Origin of the sequence: Azorhizobium sp. AG788 (assembly GCF_943371865.1) — a bacterium.
Taxonomy (GTDB): Bacteria; Pseudomonadota; Alphaproteobacteria; order Rhizobiales; family Xanthobacteraceae; genus Azorhizobium.
Genome location: NZ_CALRWL010000039.1, coordinates 21205 through 40220 on the forward strand (window position 1 = coordinate 21205; position 19016 = coordinate 40220).

At 67.0% G+C, this 19016-nt stretch carries 16 protein-coding genes; 7 read left to right on the forward strand and 9 right to left on the reverse strand.

All coding sequences use genetic code 11. From position 1 onward, the window contains the following. Positions 1-3 precede the first annotated feature (3 nt). The gene (locus tag AAG816_RS19650; RefSeq protein WP_341991369.1) at positions 4-1746 is read right to left on the reverse strand and encodes an AMP-binding protein; all 1743 of its coding nucleotides are present in this window, start codon (positions 1744-1746) and stop codon (positions 4-6) included. Between the two features lie 305 nt (positions 1747-2051). Next, positions 2052-2753 (reverse strand): alpha/beta fold hydrolase, encoded by a 702-nt coding sequence (locus AAG816_RS19655; RefSeq protein ID WP_341991370.1) that lies wholly within the window; start codon positions 2751-2753, stop codon positions 2052-2054. Between the two features lie 299 nt (positions 2754-3052). On the opposite strand from AAG816_RS19655, the gene AAG816_RS19660 reads away from it, so the two are divergent. Then, entirely contained in the window at positions 3053-4588 is a 1536-nt protein-coding gene (locus AAG816_RS19660; protein WP_341991371.1) for an aromatic amino acid ammonia-lyase, read from the forward strand. Further along, positions 4588-6321 carry an AarF/UbiB family protein gene (locus AAG816_RS19665; RefSeq protein WP_341991372.1) on the forward strand — a complete coding sequence of 578 codons (1734 nt, stop codon included), beginning with the start codon at positions 4588-4590 and terminating at the stop codon, positions 6319-6321. Before AAG816_RS19660 ends, AAG816_RS19665 begins: the two co-directional genes overlap by 1 nt. On the opposite strand, the gene AAG816_RS19670 is transcribed toward AAG816_RS19665, so the two are convergent. Beyond that, positions 6305-7528: a glycosyltransferase gene (locus AAG816_RS19670; RefSeq protein WP_341991373.1), complete on the reverse strand. Its 1224-nt coding sequence runs from the start codon at positions 7526-7528 to the stop codon at positions 6305-6307. The genes AAG816_RS19665 and AAG816_RS19670 overlap by 17 nt on opposite strands. Positions 7529-7711: 183 nt before the next feature. Here AAG816_RS19670 and AAG816_RS19675 point away from each other — a divergent pair, with 183 nt between their 5' ends. Together AAG816_RS19675 and AAG816_RS19680 are read left to right on the forward strand one after the other, a co-directional pair. Beyond that, positions 7712-8482 (forward strand): alpha/beta fold hydrolase, encoded by a 771-nt coding sequence (locus tag AAG816_RS19675; RefSeq protein ID WP_341991374.1) that lies wholly within the window; start codon positions 7712-7714, stop codon positions 8480-8482. Further along, positions 8479-10011, forward strand: coding sequence for an MDR family MFS transporter (locus tag AAG816_RS19680; RefSeq protein WP_341991375.1), 1533 nt, complete (start codon positions 8479-8481; stop codon positions 10009-10011). Before AAG816_RS19675 ends, AAG816_RS19680 begins: the two co-directional genes overlap by 4 nt. Positions 10012-10032: 21 nt before the next feature. On the opposite strand, the gene AAG816_RS19685 is transcribed toward AAG816_RS19680, so the two are convergent. Continuing rightward, on the reverse strand, positions 10033-11025 hold the full coding sequence (locus AAG816_RS19685; RefSeq protein ID WP_341991376.1) for a patatin-like phospholipase family protein: 993 nt from the start codon (positions 11023-11025) through the stop codon (positions 10033-10035). A 230-nt stretch (positions 11026-11255) separates the two neighbouring features. Here AAG816_RS19685 and AAG816_RS19690 point away from each other — a divergent pair, with 230 nt between their 5' ends. Further along, on the forward strand, positions 11256-11627 hold the full coding sequence (locus AAG816_RS19690) for an STAS domain-containing protein (protein WP_341991377.1): 372 nt from the start codon (positions 11256-11258) through the stop codon (positions 11625-11627). A 75-nt stretch (positions 11628-11702) separates the two neighbouring features. Further along, complete coding sequence (locus tag AAG816_RS19695) at positions 11703-12944, forward strand: Zn-dependent hydrolase (protein WP_341991378.1); 1242 nt, start codon at positions 11703-11705, stop codon at positions 12942-12944. Positions 12945-12992: 48 nt separating this feature from the next. Here the strand turns inward: AAG816_RS19695 and AAG816_RS19700 are convergent, their stop codons facing one another. From AAG816_RS19700 to AAG816_RS19710, 3 genes are all read right to left on the reverse strand, one after another. Beyond that, the gene (locus AAG816_RS19700) at positions 12993-14138 is read right to left on the reverse strand and encodes an alanine racemase (RefSeq protein WP_341991379.1); all 1146 of its coding nucleotides are present in this window, start codon (positions 14136-14138) and stop codon (positions 12993-12995) included. Between the two features lie 251 nt (positions 14139-14389). Beyond that, complete coding sequence (locus tag AAG816_RS19705; RefSeq protein ID WP_341991380.1) at positions 14390-15703, reverse strand: PAS domain S-box protein; 1314 nt, start codon at positions 15701-15703, stop codon at positions 14390-14392. Between the two features lie 172 nt (positions 15704-15875). Beyond that, the gene (locus tag AAG816_RS19710) at positions 15876-16403 is read right to left on the reverse strand and encodes an Rrf2 family transcriptional regulator (RefSeq protein WP_341991381.1); all 528 of its coding nucleotides are present in this window, start codon (positions 16401-16403) and stop codon (positions 15876-15878) included. A 238-nt stretch (positions 16404-16641) separates the two neighbouring features. On the opposite strand from AAG816_RS19710, the gene hmpA reads away from it, so the two are divergent. Beyond that, positions 16642-17853 (forward strand): NO-inducible flavohemoprotein, encoded by a 1212-nt coding sequence (gene hmpA, locus AAG816_RS19715; RefSeq protein WP_341991382.1) that lies wholly within the window; start codon positions 16642-16644, stop codon positions 17851-17853. A gap of 87 nt (positions 17854-17940) precedes the next feature. On the opposite strand, the gene AAG816_RS19720 is transcribed toward hmpA, so the two are convergent. After that, entirely contained in the window at positions 17941-18216 is a 276-nt protein-coding gene (locus AAG816_RS19720) for a helix-turn-helix domain-containing protein (protein WP_341991392.1), read from the reverse strand. Positions 18217-18234: 18 nt separating this feature from the next. Next, complete coding sequence (locus AAG816_RS19725) at positions 18235-18582, reverse strand: cupin domain-containing protein (RefSeq protein ID WP_341991383.1); 348 nt, start codon at positions 18580-18582, stop codon at positions 18235-18237. Positions 18583-19016: the final 434 nt, after the last annotated feature.

The window sequence follows — 19016 nt, forward strand, 5'->3', positions numbered from 1 at the left end:
TCGCTACGGGGTAAGAGGAGCAGCGCGGATCGGTTCGGCTGCGCCGCTGGTCTGGCGCACCCGCGCCAGCAGCGCCGACAGGGTGGACACCTCCCACACCAGGGTGGGATCCAGCGGTTGCCGCAGATGATCGGCGAGGTCTCGAGCCAGCGCAACGCCCAGCACGGAATCCAGTCCGTAGTCGGCAAAGGCCCGGTCCGGCGCGATGGTGGCGGGCGGAACGGCCAGATGCCGGCCAAGCCAGCCCCGCACCCAGGCATCCACGTCATCTCCCGACGCCCGGTTGGCCGCGGGCGTCGGACGCACGGCCGCGGACCTCAATTCACGCTTCAGGATCTTGCCGGTGGGATTGCGCGGCAGCGTCGGTGCAAAAGAAATGGCGGTGGGCACCTTATAGCCGGCCAGCATGCGCCGGCAGAGCGCTTCCAGGGCGTCGGCATCCACGCTTTGGCCGGCCTTCAGCACCACGCTCGCCCACACCTCCTCGCCGAGAAACGGATCGGGAACGCCATAGACCGCGGCCTCTGCGACAGCGGGATGACCGTAGAGCGCGTTTTCCACCTCGGCGGGATAGACATTGCGCCCGCCGACGATGATGAGGTCGGTCAGGCGATCCTCCACCGACAGGTAGCCGTCCGCATCCAGCCGGCCGATGTCGCCCGTATGGAGCCAGCCGTCGCGAATGGCCTTGGCGGTGTCATCGGGGCGGTTCCAATAGCCCAGCATCACATTGGGGCCGCGCAGGATCACCTCCCCGGCTTCCCCCGGAGGCATCTCCCGGCTATCGGCGGGATCGACGATGCGCAGGTCCACCCCATCGATGGCCGCGCCCACGCGCCCAGGGCGCAAGGCGGGCTCGCCATTATAGGTGGCAAAGGGCGAGCACTCGGTCTGGCCGTAGCCCTGATAGATCGGCAGGCCGGATTGCTGCCGCCAGCGGGCCTCCACCTCCAGCGGCAGGGGGGCGGCTGCGGAGAACCAATAGCGCATGGTGGGGCAGTCGCCGGGATCCACATGATCCAGCAAGGCGAGGAAGGTGGTTGGCACGCCGAACACCATGGTCACGCCATCGGCGCGCAAGGCATCAAGAACCGCCGCGCGGTCAAAGCGCCGGTGCAGCACCAGGGTCGCGCCGGCGAAAAAGGCCGGAAGCATGATGGCGTTCTGACCAAAGCAATGGTGCAGCGGCAGGAACAGCAGCAGGCGATCATCGGCCCCCACGCCCATGTAGCGCACCTTGGCGCGGGCGGTGAACGCCACATTGCCATGGGACAGCACCACCCCTTTCGGCCGGCCGGTGGTGCCCGATGAATAGACGATCACGGCGGGATGCGTGTCAGGGACATCATCCGCCGTCCACTCCGGCGCAAGAGCGGTCGCCTCAGCCTCCACGTCGAGGGTGGGAATGCCCAGGCGCGCGAGGCGCTCGCCCCCCTCGCCCGCAGCGAGCGCAAGCCGGCAGCCACTGTCGGCGAGAATGAAGTCCTGCTCGGCCTCTGCCAGCATCGGATTGATGCACACCGCCACGGCACCGAGGCTCAGGATGCCGAGATAGCCGGCGACGAAGGCCGGGCCGTTGGGCAGCAGCAGCGCCACATGATCCCCCCGGCGGATGCCCGCGCGCAGGAGCGCCGCCCGCACGGCAGATGCCTGCGCCCGAACATCCGCATAGCTGTGCACCACCCCCTCGAAGACCAGACAGGCACGCGCGCCGGCAATACCAGCGATGATGCTGGAGACGTTCAAGTATTCGCCCCCTTCTCGATTCCATCCACCATTCAGGGAAAACGTCTTTCTTTCTCAATCTCTTACGACGTATCGCGAACGCTACAAACCGGCCAAGCCCACGTCAAGTTACAGAAATGAAACCAAGGCGGGGGAGGCCCAGGCCATACCCCGAAACATCATCTCATGTGGACGCCATCGTCCCGCCCGTGCCGAGCCTCCCCATGCACGCAGCGCCATAACCCGATCACTAGCCGCCGTGAGGCTCCGCATACGCGCCCACCGCGGCCTCCCGGCGCGCAGGGGACGTGCGATCGATGATCCCGTCACCCGCACAGCGCTTCGAGCGCCCGCAACAAGCGCACGCGATGGTCATTCAAATAAAAATGATCACCCGGATACAAAGTCACACTGCTGTTCCCAGTGGTCTGTTCCGACCAGGCGCGCAGATCGTCTTCCGTGATGCTGTCGCGTTCGCCCCCAAAGGCATGGATGGGAAAGTCGAAGCGCATTTCCTGGCAATGGACGTGGGTCTCCACCGCCCGCAGATCGGCCCGGATCACCGGCAGCAGCAGATCCAGCAGTTCGCGGTCCCCCAGCACCACGTCCGGCGTCCCGTTCAGGCTGCGCAATTCGTCGATCAATTGCGCATCGGAGAGCAGATGCAGCGGCGGGCGCCGGGCAGGCAGCTGGGGCGCGCGGCGGGCCGAGACGCACAGCGCCACCGGTGCCGGCGCCCCCCTTGCCCGCAGGCGTCGCAGGGTTTCAAAGCCCAGAAGCGCCCCCATGCTGTGGCCGAAAACCGCATAGGGACGATCCAGCCGCGGCGCCATGGCATCGGCCAGCGCATTCGCCATGGCCGTCATGCTCTGCAACGGCGCCTCGCGGATTCGTCCCCCATGGCCGGGCAATTGCACCGGCACCACCTCGAAGCGGGGATCAATCGCCGCCTGCCAGGAGGCATAGGCGGCAGCACTGCCGCCGGCAAAGGGAAGGCAGAACAGGCGCACCGTGCGTCCGGCAGGCATTCCAGACCCGAGAAACCAAGGCGAGGAGTGGACATTCATCTCTGCCACCAAATGCCTCTCACCATGCCCCGTCACGCCGAAGGGCATCATTCCGCTACCGGCCACATGGCTCTGTCCAAAGCCCTACACGATCCGCTCCCGTGGCTGCAAAATATTTCCGAACATCTGCGCGCACCGGGAGAGGAACGTCCGCCGCGGCTTCCAAACTGTATGGCCCACCGCTCGCAGCCTTGGCACCCATGGATCGAATTGGCTAGGCTTAGCCTTCGCCCTTCGATGACCCAGGTGATTCAGGCTCCATGACCATTCACAGCGATCCCGTCGTCGTCATCGGTGCCCAGCGCCTCACGCCCGCGGATGTCTGGGCGGTGGCCCAGGGGACGCGGGGCGTCAGCCTGGACACAACGGCGGCGTTCCGGCAGCGCATCGAGGCGGGCTCCAGCATGCTGCAAGAGCGGATCGCCGGGGGCGAGCGGATCTATGGGGTCACCACCGGGTTCGGTGAATCCGTGGTCACCGAGGTGCCGATGCATCTGACCGACGACTTGGCGCTGAACCTGGTGCGCTTCCACGGCTGCGGCACCGGCGCGGTGTTCTCGGAGGCCGAAGCCGCCGCGGTGCTGCTGGCGCGCACCGCATCGCTCTCCGCCGGCTGGTCGGGGGTGCGGTTCGAAGTGGTGGAGCGGCTGGCCACCCTTCTGCAACAGCGCATCCTGCCGGTGATCCCCAGCGAAGGCTCGGTCGGCGCCAGCGGCGACCTGACCCCGCTGTCCTATGTGGCCGCCGTAGTAATGGGCGAGCGCGAGGTCTACTGCCGCTCGAAGATCGTGCCGGCGGCCGACGCGATGCGCGAGGCGGGCATCACCCCCATCGCTCTGGCGCCCAAGGAAAGTCTGGCGATCATGAACGGCACCAGCGTCTCGGTGGCGCTGACGGCCTTGGCCCATGAGCGCGCCCGCTGGCTGGCGCGCCTGGCCGCCGCCCTCACGGCGCTGGCCAGCGACGTGACCCGCGGCAACCCGGCCCATTTCGATCCGCGCATCTTCGCCGCCAAGCCCCATCCCGGCCAGATGCTGTGCGCCGCCTGGATCGCCAAGGATGTGGAATACAGCCCCGCCACGGTGCACCAGGGCCGGTTGCAGGATCGCTATTCCATCCGCTGCGCGCCCCATGTGGTGGGCGTGCTGATCGATGCCCTCGACTGGATGAAGCCCTGGATCGAGACCGAGCTGAACGGCGCCTCGGACAATCCTTTGATCGACCCGGAGACCGGCGACCCGCTGTTCGGCGGCAATTTCTATGGCGGCCATGCCTGTTTCGTGGCCGACGGGCTGAAAAATGCCTGCGCCAACATTGCCGATCTCATGGACCGGCAACTGGCGCTGATCTGCTCCGCCGTCACCAGCAACGGCCTGCCGGAAAACCTGGTGGGCGCGCAGGGCGAAGGCCGCACCGCGCACCATGGCTTCAAGGCCATGCAGATCGCCGCCTCCGCATTGACCGCGGAAGCATTGAAGGCAACCATGCCGGCCAGCGTCTTCAGCCGCAGCACCGAGAACCACAATCAGGACAAGGTCAGCATGAGCACGATCGCGGCCCGCGACAGCCTGCGCGTGCTGGATTTGTCCGAGACCGTGGCCGCCATTTGCCTGCTGGCGCTGGTCCAGGCGGTGGACCTGCGCCGGGATGAGGGCTGCCACCACCGCGCCCGCCAGTTGCGCGATGCGGTACGGGCCAAGGTGCCGTTCAATGATCGCGACCGGCGCCAGGACGGCGACATCGCCATCGTGAAGGACATGATCCAGCGGCGCGCTTTGCCCCTGGACTTCAGCTGATGAGCGCTGGCGCCGCGCCCCATGGCCTGACCAACGCCCAGCGCACCCGCGCGGTGCGGCGGCTGTTCCTGCGCATCGCCCTGCACATCTTCTGGTGGGACATCGTGCTGATGCGCGGCCCGCTGAAGCGCTTCCGCAGCCCACCCGCCCCCCGCTGGGCGGCGCTCGCCCTTCAATATCGCCGCGAGGCCGAGCGCCTGGGCGGGGTACTGATCAAGCTGGGGCAATATGCCAGCGCCCGGGTGGATCTCCTGCCCGAGGAGGTGACGGCGGTGATGGTCGGCCTGCGCGATGCGGTGCCGCCCGCCCCTGCGGACCAGATCATCGCCCAGATCGAGGCGGACTTCCTTCTCCCCATCACCGGGCTCTATGGCCGCTTTGATCCCGTGCCCATCGGTGCCGCCTCGCTGGGGCAGGCCCATCGCGCCACACTGCCCGACGGCCAGCTGGTGGTGGTGAAGGTGCTGCGGCCGGGCATCGAGCTCATCGTTGCCAGCGATCTGGAGATCGTCGGCCAGTTCATCGGCCAATTGAAGCGGGTGGGCAGCATCCGGCGCCGGGTGGATCTGGACCTACTGGCCAGCGAGTTCTCCGCGGTCACGCGCCGGGAGCTGGATCTGGTGGCGGAAGGGCGCAATTGCGAGCGTTTCGCCCGCGACTTCGCCGCCGATCCCGGCATTCACACGCCGAAGATCTACTGGTCCCGCAGCGGCGCGCGCACCTTGACCATGGAGGACGTGTCCTATTTTCCCATCAATGACGTGCTGGGATACGAGGCGGCGGGCATCGACCGCCACCGCGTCGCCAGCAGATTGATGGATTGCTATCTCGACCAGATTTTCCGCCACGGCTTTGTCCATGCGGACCCGCACCCTGGCAATCTGTTCGTGCGGCCGCTGCCGGCGGAGGGCGAGACCGCCGCCCACTGGTCGCCCACCACCGCCGCATCGGGCCGGATGAACATCCCACACGTGCCCAATCGGCCGTTCCAATTGGTGTTCATCGATTTTGGCATGGCGGTGGAAATTCCCGAGCAATCCCGCCGCTCGCTCACCACCTATGCCACTGGCATGGGCGCGCGCGATGCCTACACCATCGTCCAATCCTATGTGGAGGGCGATCTGTTGCTGCCCGATACGGACCTGGACGAACTGGAGCGCATGACCGCGGCGATGATCGCCAAGTTCCCCCGCGCCTTGGTGGGGCAGGTGCGCAAGAGCGACCTGCCGCAGTTCGCCGAACTGTCGGAGGAATACCAGTCCCTGCTCTACAACTCGCCCATGAAGATGAAGGCGGAACTCTTGTTCGTGTTCCGCGCCATGGGCATCTGTTCCGGCACTGTGGCCGGTATCGATCCCGCGTTTGATCCGGCGGAGCGCTTTCTGCCCCTGGCCCAGCGGCTGTTGGCGGATGAGTTTCGCCCCGACTCCGACCGGCTGAAGCGGCTGGTGGCCGCCACCGTGCGGCTGCCGACGCGGCTCGACAATCTCCTCACCACGCTGGAGCGCGGTAAGCTGCGCATCCGCACCGACGGTGCCGAGCGCCGCCGGGACGATCTGCGCGCGCTCAACCGCGCCGCCAACCGCCTGGGGCTGGCGGTGCTGGCCGGCAGCATCATGATTTGCGCGGTGCTCCTGGGCCGCGAGGGTGAAATCTTCACCACCCCGACCGGACTGGTGGTGCTGGCGGTGGCCGCCGTCTCTGCCGGCCTGCTGCTCAGCCGGCGCTCCTGAGTTGCTCGCCGAGGATCTCATCCACGAAGGCGACAAAAGCGGCTTGGCCGTCATAGCCGGCAAACTGCTTCTGGAGGCGCTGGGCCGCGTCGGCATAGGCCGGCTCCGCCAGCATCCGCGCCACCGTTGCCCGCACGGTCTCGGCGTTCGCCTCATCCTCGCGCAGGATGTCGGCGGCGCCCGAGCGGGCCACCATCTTGCCGTAGGACAATTGATCCGCATTGCTGGCGATGCCCAGGAACGGCGTTCCCGCCATCAGCGCCTGCGGTCCACTGGAGGCGCCCGCATTGCAGATCACCAGATCGGCACGGGCCGCCGCCGCATCGCCGGGGAGATAATCCGCCACGAAGGCGTTGGCGGGGATGGCACCAAGGGCCGCGGCCTTGGGGATGCCGGCGACGACCGTCACCGGCAAATCGCCCAATCCGGCGAGAATGCCGTCCAGCAGCGCCGGCTCGCCGGAACTGCCGAGGTTCACATAGACCACCGGCTTGTCCTTGGGCAGGTCCGCCCACCATTCCGGAAGCGCGATCGGCGGGCTCCAGTTCAGCGGGCCGATATAGCGATGGTTGGGCGGCAACGGGCGGGTGGGGCTGAGTTCGGGAATGTCGGGATAGACCACAAAATCCCCGGCGCAGAATGTCTCCCGGATTCCTGCCCCCACCGGCGGCAATCCGTGGCTGAGGGCCGCCATATTGATGGGCAGGGCCATCATCATCGAGCCAAGCGGCGTCAGCAGCGCCAGCAGCCGGTCCCCGTTCGCGCGCCCGAGTAGATGGTAAACCGGATGGTCCACCAGCGAGAACGGCTCGTCGGACCATGGGCTCCAATGGGCGTTGATGACATTGACGTAGGGCACCTTCATCTGCCGCGCGCTGATGGCCAGCGACTGGCGCATGTCCCCGACCACCAGATGCGGCTGCACCAGCCGCATCAGCCGGATATCCTCGCGCACATAGGCATTGACGGTGTCCACATCGAACAGCGGCCGGTTCTGCTTCAGCAATTGGGTGCTGGCGCCGGCATCGATGACGGATTTCAACGGAATGGTGCGATAGGGGCGCGGGCCCAGCAGCGCGTTGAAGCGCGGATCGCAGGCCAGCGTCACCGCATATCCCACCGCGTGCAACGCATCCGCCAGCAGGGTCGGACGCACCACATGGGTGAGGGTCACCGCTTCACCGATCAACAGGACGTGCGGCTTCATCGGGTCATCTCCAGCATCTGGCGCGCGTCCCGCCGCGGTCGAGCGATCCCGGGCGGTCCGGCGCTGGCCCACTCGCCGATGGGACGGGACACACCCCGAACCCACCTTGAGGAAAGCCTGCAACTGATGCGACTATAGCAATCACCAAACGCCTCGACATCATCGTTCGGCGAGATCCTGACAATGGCTGATTTTGTTCTCGTCCATGGCGCCTGGCACGGCGGCTGGTGTTGGCGTCGCGTGGTCGAGATCCTGGCGAGGCAGGGCCACCGCGTGTTTGCGCCCTCGCTCACCGGCCTCGGCGATCGCGCCCATCTTCTCACCGCCGACGTGGGGCTGGCGAGCCATGTGGATGACGTGCTGGCGGTGATCGAGACCGAGGAATTGAGCGAGGTGGTGCTCTGCGCCCACAGCTACGGCGGCGCTGTGGCCATTCAGGTGGCGGACCGCATGCCCGACAAGATCAGCGCTTTGGTGCTCCTTGATGCACTGTTGCCGGAAGACGGTCGCTCGCTGCTGGACCTCGACACCCCGGAGCGGCGGCAGGCGATCCTCTCGCGGGTGGTCGAAACGCCCCACGGCCCGGTCATTCCCGCCGCCCCCGCCATCATCTATGCGCTGGCCTCGCCGAGCGATGTGGCCTGGGTGGACCGCCGCTGCGTGCCGCAGGCCTTGCGCAGCTTTGCCGACCCCGCCGTCGTCACCGGGGCGTGGCGGCAGATCCCGGTGCTGGCCTATGCCTGCACCTTGCGGTTCCAGCCCGCCGATTTCCGTGACATTGCGGCCCAACTGGCCGCAGATGGTCACTTTCGCGTGTCGGAACTGGACTGCGGCCATGACGCCATGATCGATGTGCCCGACGACGTGGCCCGCCTGCTGCTGTCGTGCGCCGACGCCGTCCACGCCTTACGCCCGCAGCGGGCGGACAGCGCCACAGGAGAGATGCTGTCGTGACCGCTGTGCCCAACGCCAAGGACGACACCGCCGCCATGGCCCTGCCGCCGGACCGGTTTCACCGGGTGCTGGCCGGGCTGCTGCTGGTGCTGGCGCTGAGCGCCCTGGACGCCAATATCGTCGGCCCGGCTTTGCCGCTCATCACCAGCGATTTCGGCGCGTTGGGGGGACTGGCCTGGGTGCTCACCATCTTCTTGCTCACCAGCACGGCCGCAACCCCGCTCTATGGCAAATTGAGCGACATGTATGGGCGCCGCCCGCTGCTGATGGTGGCGGTGGTGCTGTTCCTGGCCGGCTCTGCCTTCTGCGGCATGGCCCAGAGCATGGGGCAGCTGATCCTCGGCCGCGCCATCCAGGGGGTGGGCGCCGGCGGGCTGATGACCCTGACCCAGATCACCATGTCCGATCTGGTGTCGCCGCGGCGCCGCGGCAGCTATCAGGGGATTTTCGGGGCTGTGTTCACCCTGGCCAGCCTCGGCGGCGCGCCGCTGGGGGGCATCATCACCGAATACTGGTCGTGGCGCTGGATCTTCTACGTCAACCTGCCGCTGGGTCTCGCCGCGCTGGTGCTGCTGTGGATGGGGCTGCCGCCGGGCAAGCGCACCACCTCCCACCAGATCGACTATCTCGGCGTGCTCATCACCATGGCCGCCACCTCCTGCCTGCTGCTGGCGCTGAACCGGGGCAGCCATGAGGGCTGGACCTCGCCCTCGGTCATCGGCTTCGGCATTGCCACCGTCGTTCTGGCGCTGGCGCTGGTGCCGGTGGAGGCGCGGGTGAAGGAGCCGCTGATTCCCCCGCGCATGCTGCGCAACCGGATCTGGCTGATCGCCACCGGGGTTTCGACCCTGCTGACCATCGCGGTGTTCGGCGCCCTCGCCTTTCTGCCGCTCTATCTGCAACTGGTGGGAGAGCTCTCGCCGGCGGAATCGGGTCTGGCCATGGTGCCGTCCGCCGCCGGCCTGATGCTGTCGCTGGTGATCGGCGGCCGGCTCATCACCAAGACCGGGCGCTATAAGGTGTTCGCCGTGGCCGGCGTTGGCCTCGCCACCGCCGCGCTGATCCTCCTGACGGTGGCATCCTACGCTGCGCCCCATCCCATCATCATGGGGGGATTGCTGTTCCCGCTCGGCGCCGGGCTGGGCCTGCTGATGCCGGGCCTTACGGTGGCGTTCCAGAATGCGGTGGACCCGAAGGACATCGGCGCCGCCACCTCCACCTCGGGCTTCTTCCGCTCCCTGGGCGGCGCCTTCGGCATCTCGGTGGCGGGGGCGATCCTGGCGAGCCACGTGGGCGTCCTGCTGCCCGTGCGCCAAGGGGAAGTGAAGGAGATGTACAATATCGGCCTCAACCAGCTGGCGCAGCTGAACGCCGCTGAGCAAGCAGTCGTGATCGGCCACTATCAGTCGGCCATATTCGCCATCTTTGCCACCGCCAGCGTGATCGCTGCCTTGGGCTTCCTTGCGATCCGGGCCCTGCCGGAGCAGGACTTGTCCGATCAGGCCGGCAGCAAGCGCAGCGCCGGTTAGGACCGCGCCGCGCTGAAGCGATCAGGCGGACCAGTGCTCCGGCGGCGCCTTGCGCTGGGGCACCTCCCCCTCCACGATCCAACCGATATCCTTGAGTTGCTCGACGGTCGAGACCAGATCGGCCCCCTCGGCCTTCTCCTCCTGCTGGGCGTTGAACTCTGAGGGGGGCACGGTGGGCCGGGGCTCCAGGTCCATCTCCAGTACCGGGTCCAGACGCACGAACCGCTCTTCCAGGATCCGGCTGGCCTGATAATTGGTCGCCTGCAAATTGGCTTCCATCACCAGCTTGATAAGCGCCATGGGATTGTCCATGTTCAAAAGCCACGCGCCATAGCCCACATCTCCGCCCGGAAGGGCCATGAAGCTGTTGGCCTGCCCCTGTCCGACCGACAGGATCATGGTCGAGGCGATATCGGCGCTCAGGAAATCCATGGCCATGGTCAAAGCGCACATGCTGGGATTGTTGGCATAAAGCCCCCCGTCCACATGGCCCTGGAACACCGGATGCAGGACCGGGATGGAACTGGAGCGCAGCGCCAAATCGGCCAGAAGCGGTGACTCCGGCAGGCCTTGAACCACCAGATTGTGCCGGATCTCGATGGACCAATGGCGGTGCTGCTTCAGGCCCACGTGATTGTCGATACTGACCGACGGCATCACCAGCCGACGCTGCGCATCCCGCAGCCGCACCTCGCCCAGGACCTCGCGCAGGCGTCGATAGAGCATGTCATGGGTCAGGAAGGCCGAGAGGCCGGACATGCCCGCCAGGGTGCGCGGGCTGAACGGGCCGAAGCCGTCGAACGGGTTCCAGAGCTGCCAGAATGCGATGGCCCGATCGACCCCTTCCCGTACCGTATCGGACACGGCAATAATGGAGGAGGTGATGGCACCGGCGGAGGTGCCGGCGAACACGTCCACATCTTCCAGCAGCAAGGGCTGCTCGCGCATCAGGCGCCGCAGCATGTAGCAGGTGACCAGCGGCCGCGTTCCACCATCCAGAGAAAGGATCTTCACAGCCGCCATGGATCCAAAAAGCCTTGTCTCTGCTGCCGGCCTCGGCACATTTGCCTGAGGGGCGAGTCGAATTTCAGCCACGAAAACCCGCACGATACAAGTCAACGCCGCGACGCGGTATCTCGAGACCTTACCGGCAAGAATGGTGCGATGAAGCCCATGTGCAAAGTTGAAACCGGGGGCCGAGCCCATTTCCAAGCCATGCGCGCCGCCGGAACGGGCGCCGCCTGATGCTCGACATCAAGCATGCCACCTTGGGCGACATCCTGACCGTGAACCTCACCGGTCAATTGAACATGCAGGGGTGTACGGACCTCGGCAAGGTCCTGGATGAATGGCTCGCCACCGGCGGCAGCAATACCTTGATCGATTTCGCCAGCGTCACTTACATCAACAGCGCCGGCCTGAAGCTGCTCTGGCGCCATTCCAGCCTCGCCAATGCCAAAGCCGGGCGGGTGGTACTGGCATCGGTGCACGGCAACGTCTTCCAGGTGTTCGACATCAGCGGCTTGGCCCGCCTGTTCCTGTTCGCCAATTCCTTCGAGGACGCCCTGATCCTGTTTCGCCCGCCGAGCGAGCCCGTCGCGCCAAAGAGCGAATGAGGCGCGCGTCGGCGCCACTTGCTCCCCCTCCCCTGAGGCCGTCCACGCCTTCGCCCATTCGTGAAAGCCCGCTCCATGTCCCGCACCAGCAATCTCCGCCCCGACATGGCCCGCCTCTGGGCCACCCTCGCGCGCTCCGCCGAAATCGGCGCCACGCCCCGCGGCGGTCTGCGGCGGCTGGCGCTGTCCCAGGAGGATGGCGAGATGCGCCGGCAGTTCCAAGACTGGTGCGAGGCCGCCGGCTGCACGGTGGCCATCGACGCCGTGGGCAACATGGTGGCCCTCCGCCCGGGGCGGGAAGCGAATGGCAAGGCGGTGCTGGTGGGCAGCCATCTGGACACCCAGATCAAGGGCGGCCGGTTCGATGGCATCCTCGGCGTCTTGGCGGGGCTGGAGATCATCCGCACGCTCAACGACCACAACATCGAAACCCGCCTGCCCATCGCAGTGGTGAACTGGACCAATGAGGAAGGCGCCCGCTTCGAGCCGCCCATGATCGGCTCGGCGGTGTTCACCGGCGCCAAGAGCGCGCAATTCGCCTGGGACCGCACCGACAAGGACGGCATCACGCTGGGCGCGGCGCTGGAGGAGATCGGCTTCAAGGGCGACGCCGTCATCGGTCCGCAGAGCTATGACAGCCTGTTCGAATTGCATATCGAGCAGGGGCCGCGCCTGGATGACCAGAAGATCCAGCTCGGCATCGTCACCGGCGCCTTCGGGGTGCGCGGCTTCGTGGTGGAGGTCCTCGGCGAGACGGGCCATGTGGGCCCCACCCCCATGCCGCAGCGGCGCAACGCTTTGGTGGGCGCGGCTCATGTCACGCTAGCGGTGGAGGAGATCGGCTGGCTGTTGCATCCCACCGGCGGCAAGTCCACCACCATGCGGCTGAAGGCGGAGCCGAACCTGCTGGGCATCCTCCCCGACCGGGTGGAGATGACCTGCGACATGCGCCATCCCTCCGAGGAGGTGGTGCAGGCGCATCTGCAGATGTTCCTGGACCGCATTCCCGAGCTGGAGGAAAAGTCCCGCTGCCGCATCGCCGTGCGGGAAAGCTGGACCTATGGCGGCATCAGCTTCGATGCCGGCTGCACCGCTCTTACCCGGCAGGCGGCACAGGATCTGGGCTATTCACACCAGGACATGCTCACCGAGGCCGGCCACGACGCCATGCATGTGGCGCACGCTGTGCCCACCGCCATGATCTTCACCCCGTGCGAGGGCGGCCTCTCCCACAATGAGGCGGAGAACGTCACGCTGGCCGATATTGAGCCCGGCGTGAATGTGCTGCTGCGCGCGGTCCTGGCCCGCGCCGGCTGAGCATCGGGGCGGAGGCGCGGGCTTGGATCGGCGGCCCGCGCAATCCGCTCACCAGCCGCCGAAGCGCGGCCAGTGCAGAAGCGCGGCATCGGCCTGCGCCGGGACCACCGCATAAGCCTCATATTGCGCGGCGGTGGCGCAGGCATGATTGGGCAGGATGCGCAGCCGCGTGCCCACCGGTAGATCCGGCAGGGTGCCATCGCTGCCCGGCCGCACGGCGATGACGCCATGTTCCTGGTTGGCGGACACCAGGATCAGGTCCGGGATGACGGTCCCGTCCGCATCGCACACCAATCCATAGCCCTGGTCCACCGCCTGGGTCGCGGTGCCACGATCCCGCGACATGGCCATCCAGCCCGCATCCACCAGGATCCAGCCCTTGGCCTTCTGGTGGCCGATGACGGTGGTGAGCACCGAGAGCGCAATGTCCTCCGTGCGGCAGACGCCGATGCCGGCCATCACCAGATCGAAGAACACATGCACGCCCGCCCGCACCTCGGTGACGCCGTCCAGATCGCGCACCGCATGGGCGGTGGGGGTGGAGCCGACGCTGACCACCGGGCACGGCAGGCCGGCCGCGCGCAGGCGCTCGGCGGCGGCCACCACGGCGGCACACTCCTGTGCGGCGAAGGCCGCATGGGCCTCAGCGCCCACGACCCCATAGCTTCCGCCCGCATGGGTCATCACCCCGCCCAAGGTGGCGCCGCCCGCATGAAGGATGCCGCCGATCTCGATCAGCGCCGGGTCGTCCGGCGACAGGCCGCCGCGATGGCCGTCGCTGTCGATCTCGATCAGCGCCGGGATGGGACGGCCGGACCGGAGCGAGGCTGCTACCACCGCCTGCGCCTGGGCCGATGAATCCAGCAGCACGGTGAGATCGCAGCCGGCGGCGCGCAAAGCGAGCACCTGGTCCAGCTTCTGCGGCGCGATGCCCACCGCATAAAGAATGTCGGTGATGCCCGCAGCGAAGAAGGTCTCGGCCTCCCGCAAGGTGGACACCGTTGCCGCCCCCGGGCCGCCGGCCAGCAGGCGGTGGGCGACCTCCACCGACTTCGCCGTCTTCAGATGCGGGCGCAATGTCACGCCGGCCAGTTCCGGCCGGTCCCGCAGCCCGGCGATATTGCGCATCATCTTCGCTTCGTCGATGACGAGCGAAGGGGTGGGCAAAGCGGCGAGACGATCGGCGTGCGGCATGGACTGTCCTCTGGCGAAAGCGGCGACCATGGATAGCCGAAGCCCGCCGAAGGAGCGATGCGAATATTTCCGCGCCGGTGCGCACCCCCCCGTCGCCACCCGCGGCGCGCGCCCTCGCCACAGGATGGCGGTGTCCTGGAGGCCCACGCCGGGTGCCGAGCTTGGGTCGGCCTGATCGGGCCCCACCATGCCCCTGCATCCCGCGGCCTGTCGCAAGCACCCGCTTGCGGCAGGTGGCGTGGCCGCGTCGGCTATCCCCGGGCTTGCTGCATCTCCGCCACTTGCTTGCGCAGCGCCTTCATCTCATCGAAGCGGCGGCTCACGTCACGCACCGATGAGACCATGCCTTCCACCCGACCGGATGCGCCCTTCAGCAGCACGATCGTGAACTCGATGGAGATCTTGCGCCCGTCCTTGCAGAGCCCTGGGACTGCCAGCAAGTCGCCGGCCCCGTAGCGGCTCTCGCCGCTGGCCACTGTCTGGTGATACCCGTCCCAATGGCGGGCGCGGAACGGCTCTGGAATGATGATGTCCAGGGACTGGCCCACCGCTTCCTCCGCGCTGAAGCCGAAGATGCGCTCCGCGCCCGGATTCCAGAACACGATCAGGCCGTCCCGGTCGCTGGCCACCAGAGCATCGGATGCGCTGTCCAGCAGGCCGTCGGCAATGTCGGGACGCCCGATGATCGCGCCCACGCCGCCGGACGATGCCGTTGTGCGCGCGGCGCCCCGGCCGGCGCTCTCGCCCTGATCGCGCGGGGCGCGCTCGTCCTCCATCAAATCCTCCACATCGCCAAAGAATTCCGTATGGATGCGTCCCATCGGCACCCCGGCCTGCGCAAGCCCGGTGACGAAGGTGCGCATGAAGGACAGGGGGCCGCAGACAAAATAGTCGGCCTCGGCCATGGGGCTATGATGCTCCAGCCAGGCCATATCGAGCCGTCCCGCATGGGCGCCCCCCGCGCGCGCGGCATCCGTTTCGTCCGGGCGGGAGTAGAACGTGGCGAGGGTGATGTCGCTTCGTCCGGCCGCGAGCGCTTGCGCATGGGCGCCGAAGGCGTGCGTCCGGCCGTTGTGGGTGGCGTGGGCAAACAGGACCGCTGCCCCCGCCGGGCGGCGGGCAATGGCCTCCAACATGCTGACCATAGGCGTCACGCCGACACCGCCGCTCAGCAGGACCAGGGGCCGGGTGCTGTCGTCGGGCAAGACGAAGGCGCCGCTCGGCGCCATCACGTTCACGATCGTGCCGGGCGTGGCATGGTCGTGCAGCCAATTGGAGACCCGCCCAGAGGGTTCGCGCTTCACGGATATGCGCAGCGTCTCGCCAGTGGCCGCCGCTGAAATCGTATAGTTGCGGGTGAGGCTGCCCTGCCCCGGGATCGCCACCTGAAGCGTCAGATGCTGGCCGGGACGATGCGCGGGCAACGCGCCGCCGTCGCGCGGCCGCAGGATGAAGGAGGTGATGATCGCGCTTTCATCGTGGCGGGCATCGAGGACGAAGGACCGCCATCCGGTCCAAGCAGCCTGTTCTGGCGTGGTCGCGCGGGTCTCGGTCTCGCCTGGCATCGTTCAACTCCCGGCCTTGGGTCCGGGCGCCGCAGGATCGGCGGGCGCCGGCCTCTCTTTATCATGTATATAAAATACATTATTAAAGATGAAGCAAGGACATATCGAGCATGGACATATCAGGCATGGCCATATCAGGCATGGTCGTCGCCCCACTCTGACGCGCGGACGGTCATGCGGCCGGAGTCTTTTTCCGCCGCGGGGCCTTGGCCGCAACCGGGGGCAGTTCCGGCGGAGGCGGCTCAGGACGCCGCGCTGAAGGGCCGGTGTTGGCCTCCGCCACCGGAATGGCAAAGATGCGGGCCAGCGCCGCCCGCCGGCCGATCAGGTCCGCCAGCGTATAGCGGTCGAGAACCTGCAGGAAGGCGCCGACCGCTTCGCAAAGCACCTTGCTCAGGCCGCAGGCCGGTGCGATGACGCAGTTCGGGCAATCGACGAGGTCGAACCCCTCCTCGGTGTGCCGGATGATTTCGCCGACGTTCAACGTCTCTGCCGGGCGCGCAAGCCGGATGCCGCCGAAGCGGCCGCGGACGCTTTCCACATATCCTGCCCGCGAGAGGTCATTCACCACCTTCATCAGATGGTTCTGCGAGATGCCATAGCCGCGAGCGATCTCGGCGATGGAGCAGAGCCGATCCGCATGGGTCCCAAGGTAGACCAGCACCCGCATGGCGTAGTCGCTGTAGAGCGTCAGTCGCATGGATCCCCCGCGAACACCCGATGCGTCGATATATGCATCGCATTTGCATATTTCGACCCGCGCTGATACATGCATTTCATATGCATGATTTCATGCACTGCCGTCTCGCCTGTCGAGAGCTGCATCGGCCGCGCTGACCGTCTCGCGAGATCGAGTTGGCCATGCCGCGCGCGCCCGCTCCTGGACGGTCGTTCATCGCTTGTAGCGCAGCGGCCCGCGCCGTCTCCGGGAGAGAATAATGTCGCAGACCCTCAGCCATCAGACCGTGCTGCTCGTGAAGGCCACCGTCCCCGCGCTCGAGGCCCACGGCCTCGATATCGTGCGGGAGATGTATGACCGGATGTTCCGCAATCCGGACATTCGCGATCTCTTCAACCAGTCCCATCATGGCGATGCCGGATCGCAGCCGCGCGCGCTGGCGACGGCGATCCTCGCCTATGCCGCCAACATCGAAAATCTCGCGGCCCTCGCGCCCGCCGTCGAGCGGATCGCGCAGAAGCATGTGGGGCTGCAGATTCTGCCCGAGCATTATCCCCACGTGGCCGAGGCGCTGCTCGGAGCGATCAAGTCGGTCCTGGGCGATGCGGCCACCGACGAGATCCTGGCGGCGTGGGGCGAGGCCTATTGGTTTCTCGCCCATATCCTGATGGCCCGCGAGAGCCGCATCTATCGCGAACTGGCGGCGGCGGATGGCGGATGGGCCGGCTGGCGCACCTTCACCGTGGATGCGGTTCAGCGGGAGAGCGCCATCATCACCTCCTTCGTCCTGCGCCCCACCGATGGCAAGCCAGTGCTCCGCCACAAAGCGGGGCAATACCTCACCTTCTGGCTCGAGATTCCCGGTCAAGCGCCCATCAAGCGCAACTATTCGATCTCGCATGCCGCCAATGGCGAGACCTACCGCATCTCGGTGAAACGGGAGGACAAGGGGCTGGCCTCCACCTGGCTGCACGAACAGGCCGTGCCCGGCACGGTGCTGAAGGTGGCGCCGCCGGCCGGCGAGTTCGTCCTTGCCGACCATCCCGAGCGCCCCGTCGTCTTGCTGTCGGGCGGCGTTGGGCTCACGCCCATGGTGGCGATGCTGGAGACTCTGGTGCACCGCCATCCGCAGCAGCCGGTGCAGTTCGTCCATGGCACGCTGGACGGCACCACCCATGCCATGGGCCTCCAGGTCCGGAGCCTTGCGGCCACGGCGCAGGCCGCGAAGGTGACGATCTTCTATGAAGCTCCGCGCGCGCAGGATGCTGTCGGCCGCGACTTCGACGTGGCCGGCCGGATCGATGCCGCCTGGCTGACGGCGCATACGCCGCTGCAGGACGCAGACTATTTCCTGTGCGGCCCCCGCCCCTTCCTGCGCACCCTGGTCGCCGCGCTCTCGCTGTCGGGCGTTCCAGCCGATCGCATCCACTACGAATTCTTTGGGCCGGCGGACGAATTGCTCGCCGCCTGAGCGAAGATCGGTGACATCCCGGCGGGCACATTGCCCCGCCGCCCCCGATGCGCCGTCAGGCGCTGAGGCGCGCCCGTGAGCGCAGGCTCACTCCGGGAGGTCCAGCAACGGATCCGGCTTGGCATAGGCCATCAGGGCAGCGCTGTCCGTGAGATCAACCCGCGCGCCCTTGGTTCGCACGCCGTCGTCGGCCAGCGTGGCGAAGGCGCGGGACAGAGTTTCCGGGGTCATGCCGAGGCGGGCCGCGAGCGTGCGCGTCTCGACGGGAATGGGCATCGCTCCGGTGGCACCCTGGTCCAGCTCCGCGCGGATCAGCCCATTGGCCAGACGCTCGGCCCCATTGCGCAGTTTCAGGTCTTTCAGTGAGGCCTGTGGTGGCGGCTACGGCGTCCGCACCACCCAATGCTTGCGAACCGGCTCCAGCACCTCCCACGTCCCGGTAAAGCCCGGCTCAAGCACGAAGGCGTCGCCGGGCCCGGCGGTGATCACCGTGCCGTCGTCGCCGGTAACCACGCAGCGGCCCGAGACGATGAGGCAATATTCCCACTCGTCATAGGTCACCCGCCATTTGCCGATGCTGGCTTCCCATTCCCCGGCGCACAGGCGTTCGGCAGGGGCGTCATAGGTGACGAAGGCCCTGGTTTCGGGCTGGCCGGAAATCACCACGGCGGGGTCCACCGGCCCGGCGATGACCTCGGTTGTGGAGCGATCAAGTTTATGGAGCGTCATGGGCCGCGCCTTGCTGAAGACAGGGGCGGATAAAGCACGCGCCCGCCGGAAAGGCGATCCCCTGCGCAGGGCGCAATGTGGATTGCGCCCATCGTCGTGCTCGGACTCCAGCTCTAACCGTTGCATATGCTGACTTCCGTCCCTGATTGTTGTCATCAGGATGCTCAATTCATCCAAAGTCCCGCCTCGGCATGAGGGGCCTGAGACACGCAACAAGAACGGCGCCGAGCTTTCGCTCGGAGCCTGGGATGCGTTTCAGTGACTGAGTGGTGCGCTACCGCAGTCGGGTTACCTCCACCACCCGTCGACGGCGATCACGTTTCCCACGGACGGGAGCGCCAAAAACCCGATCATGGAGGCGAAACGGCAGGATCTCCCGCGCGTGCCGCTTATGACCTCGCGGAACGGCGGTCGGCCTGCCTATGGACGAAAGA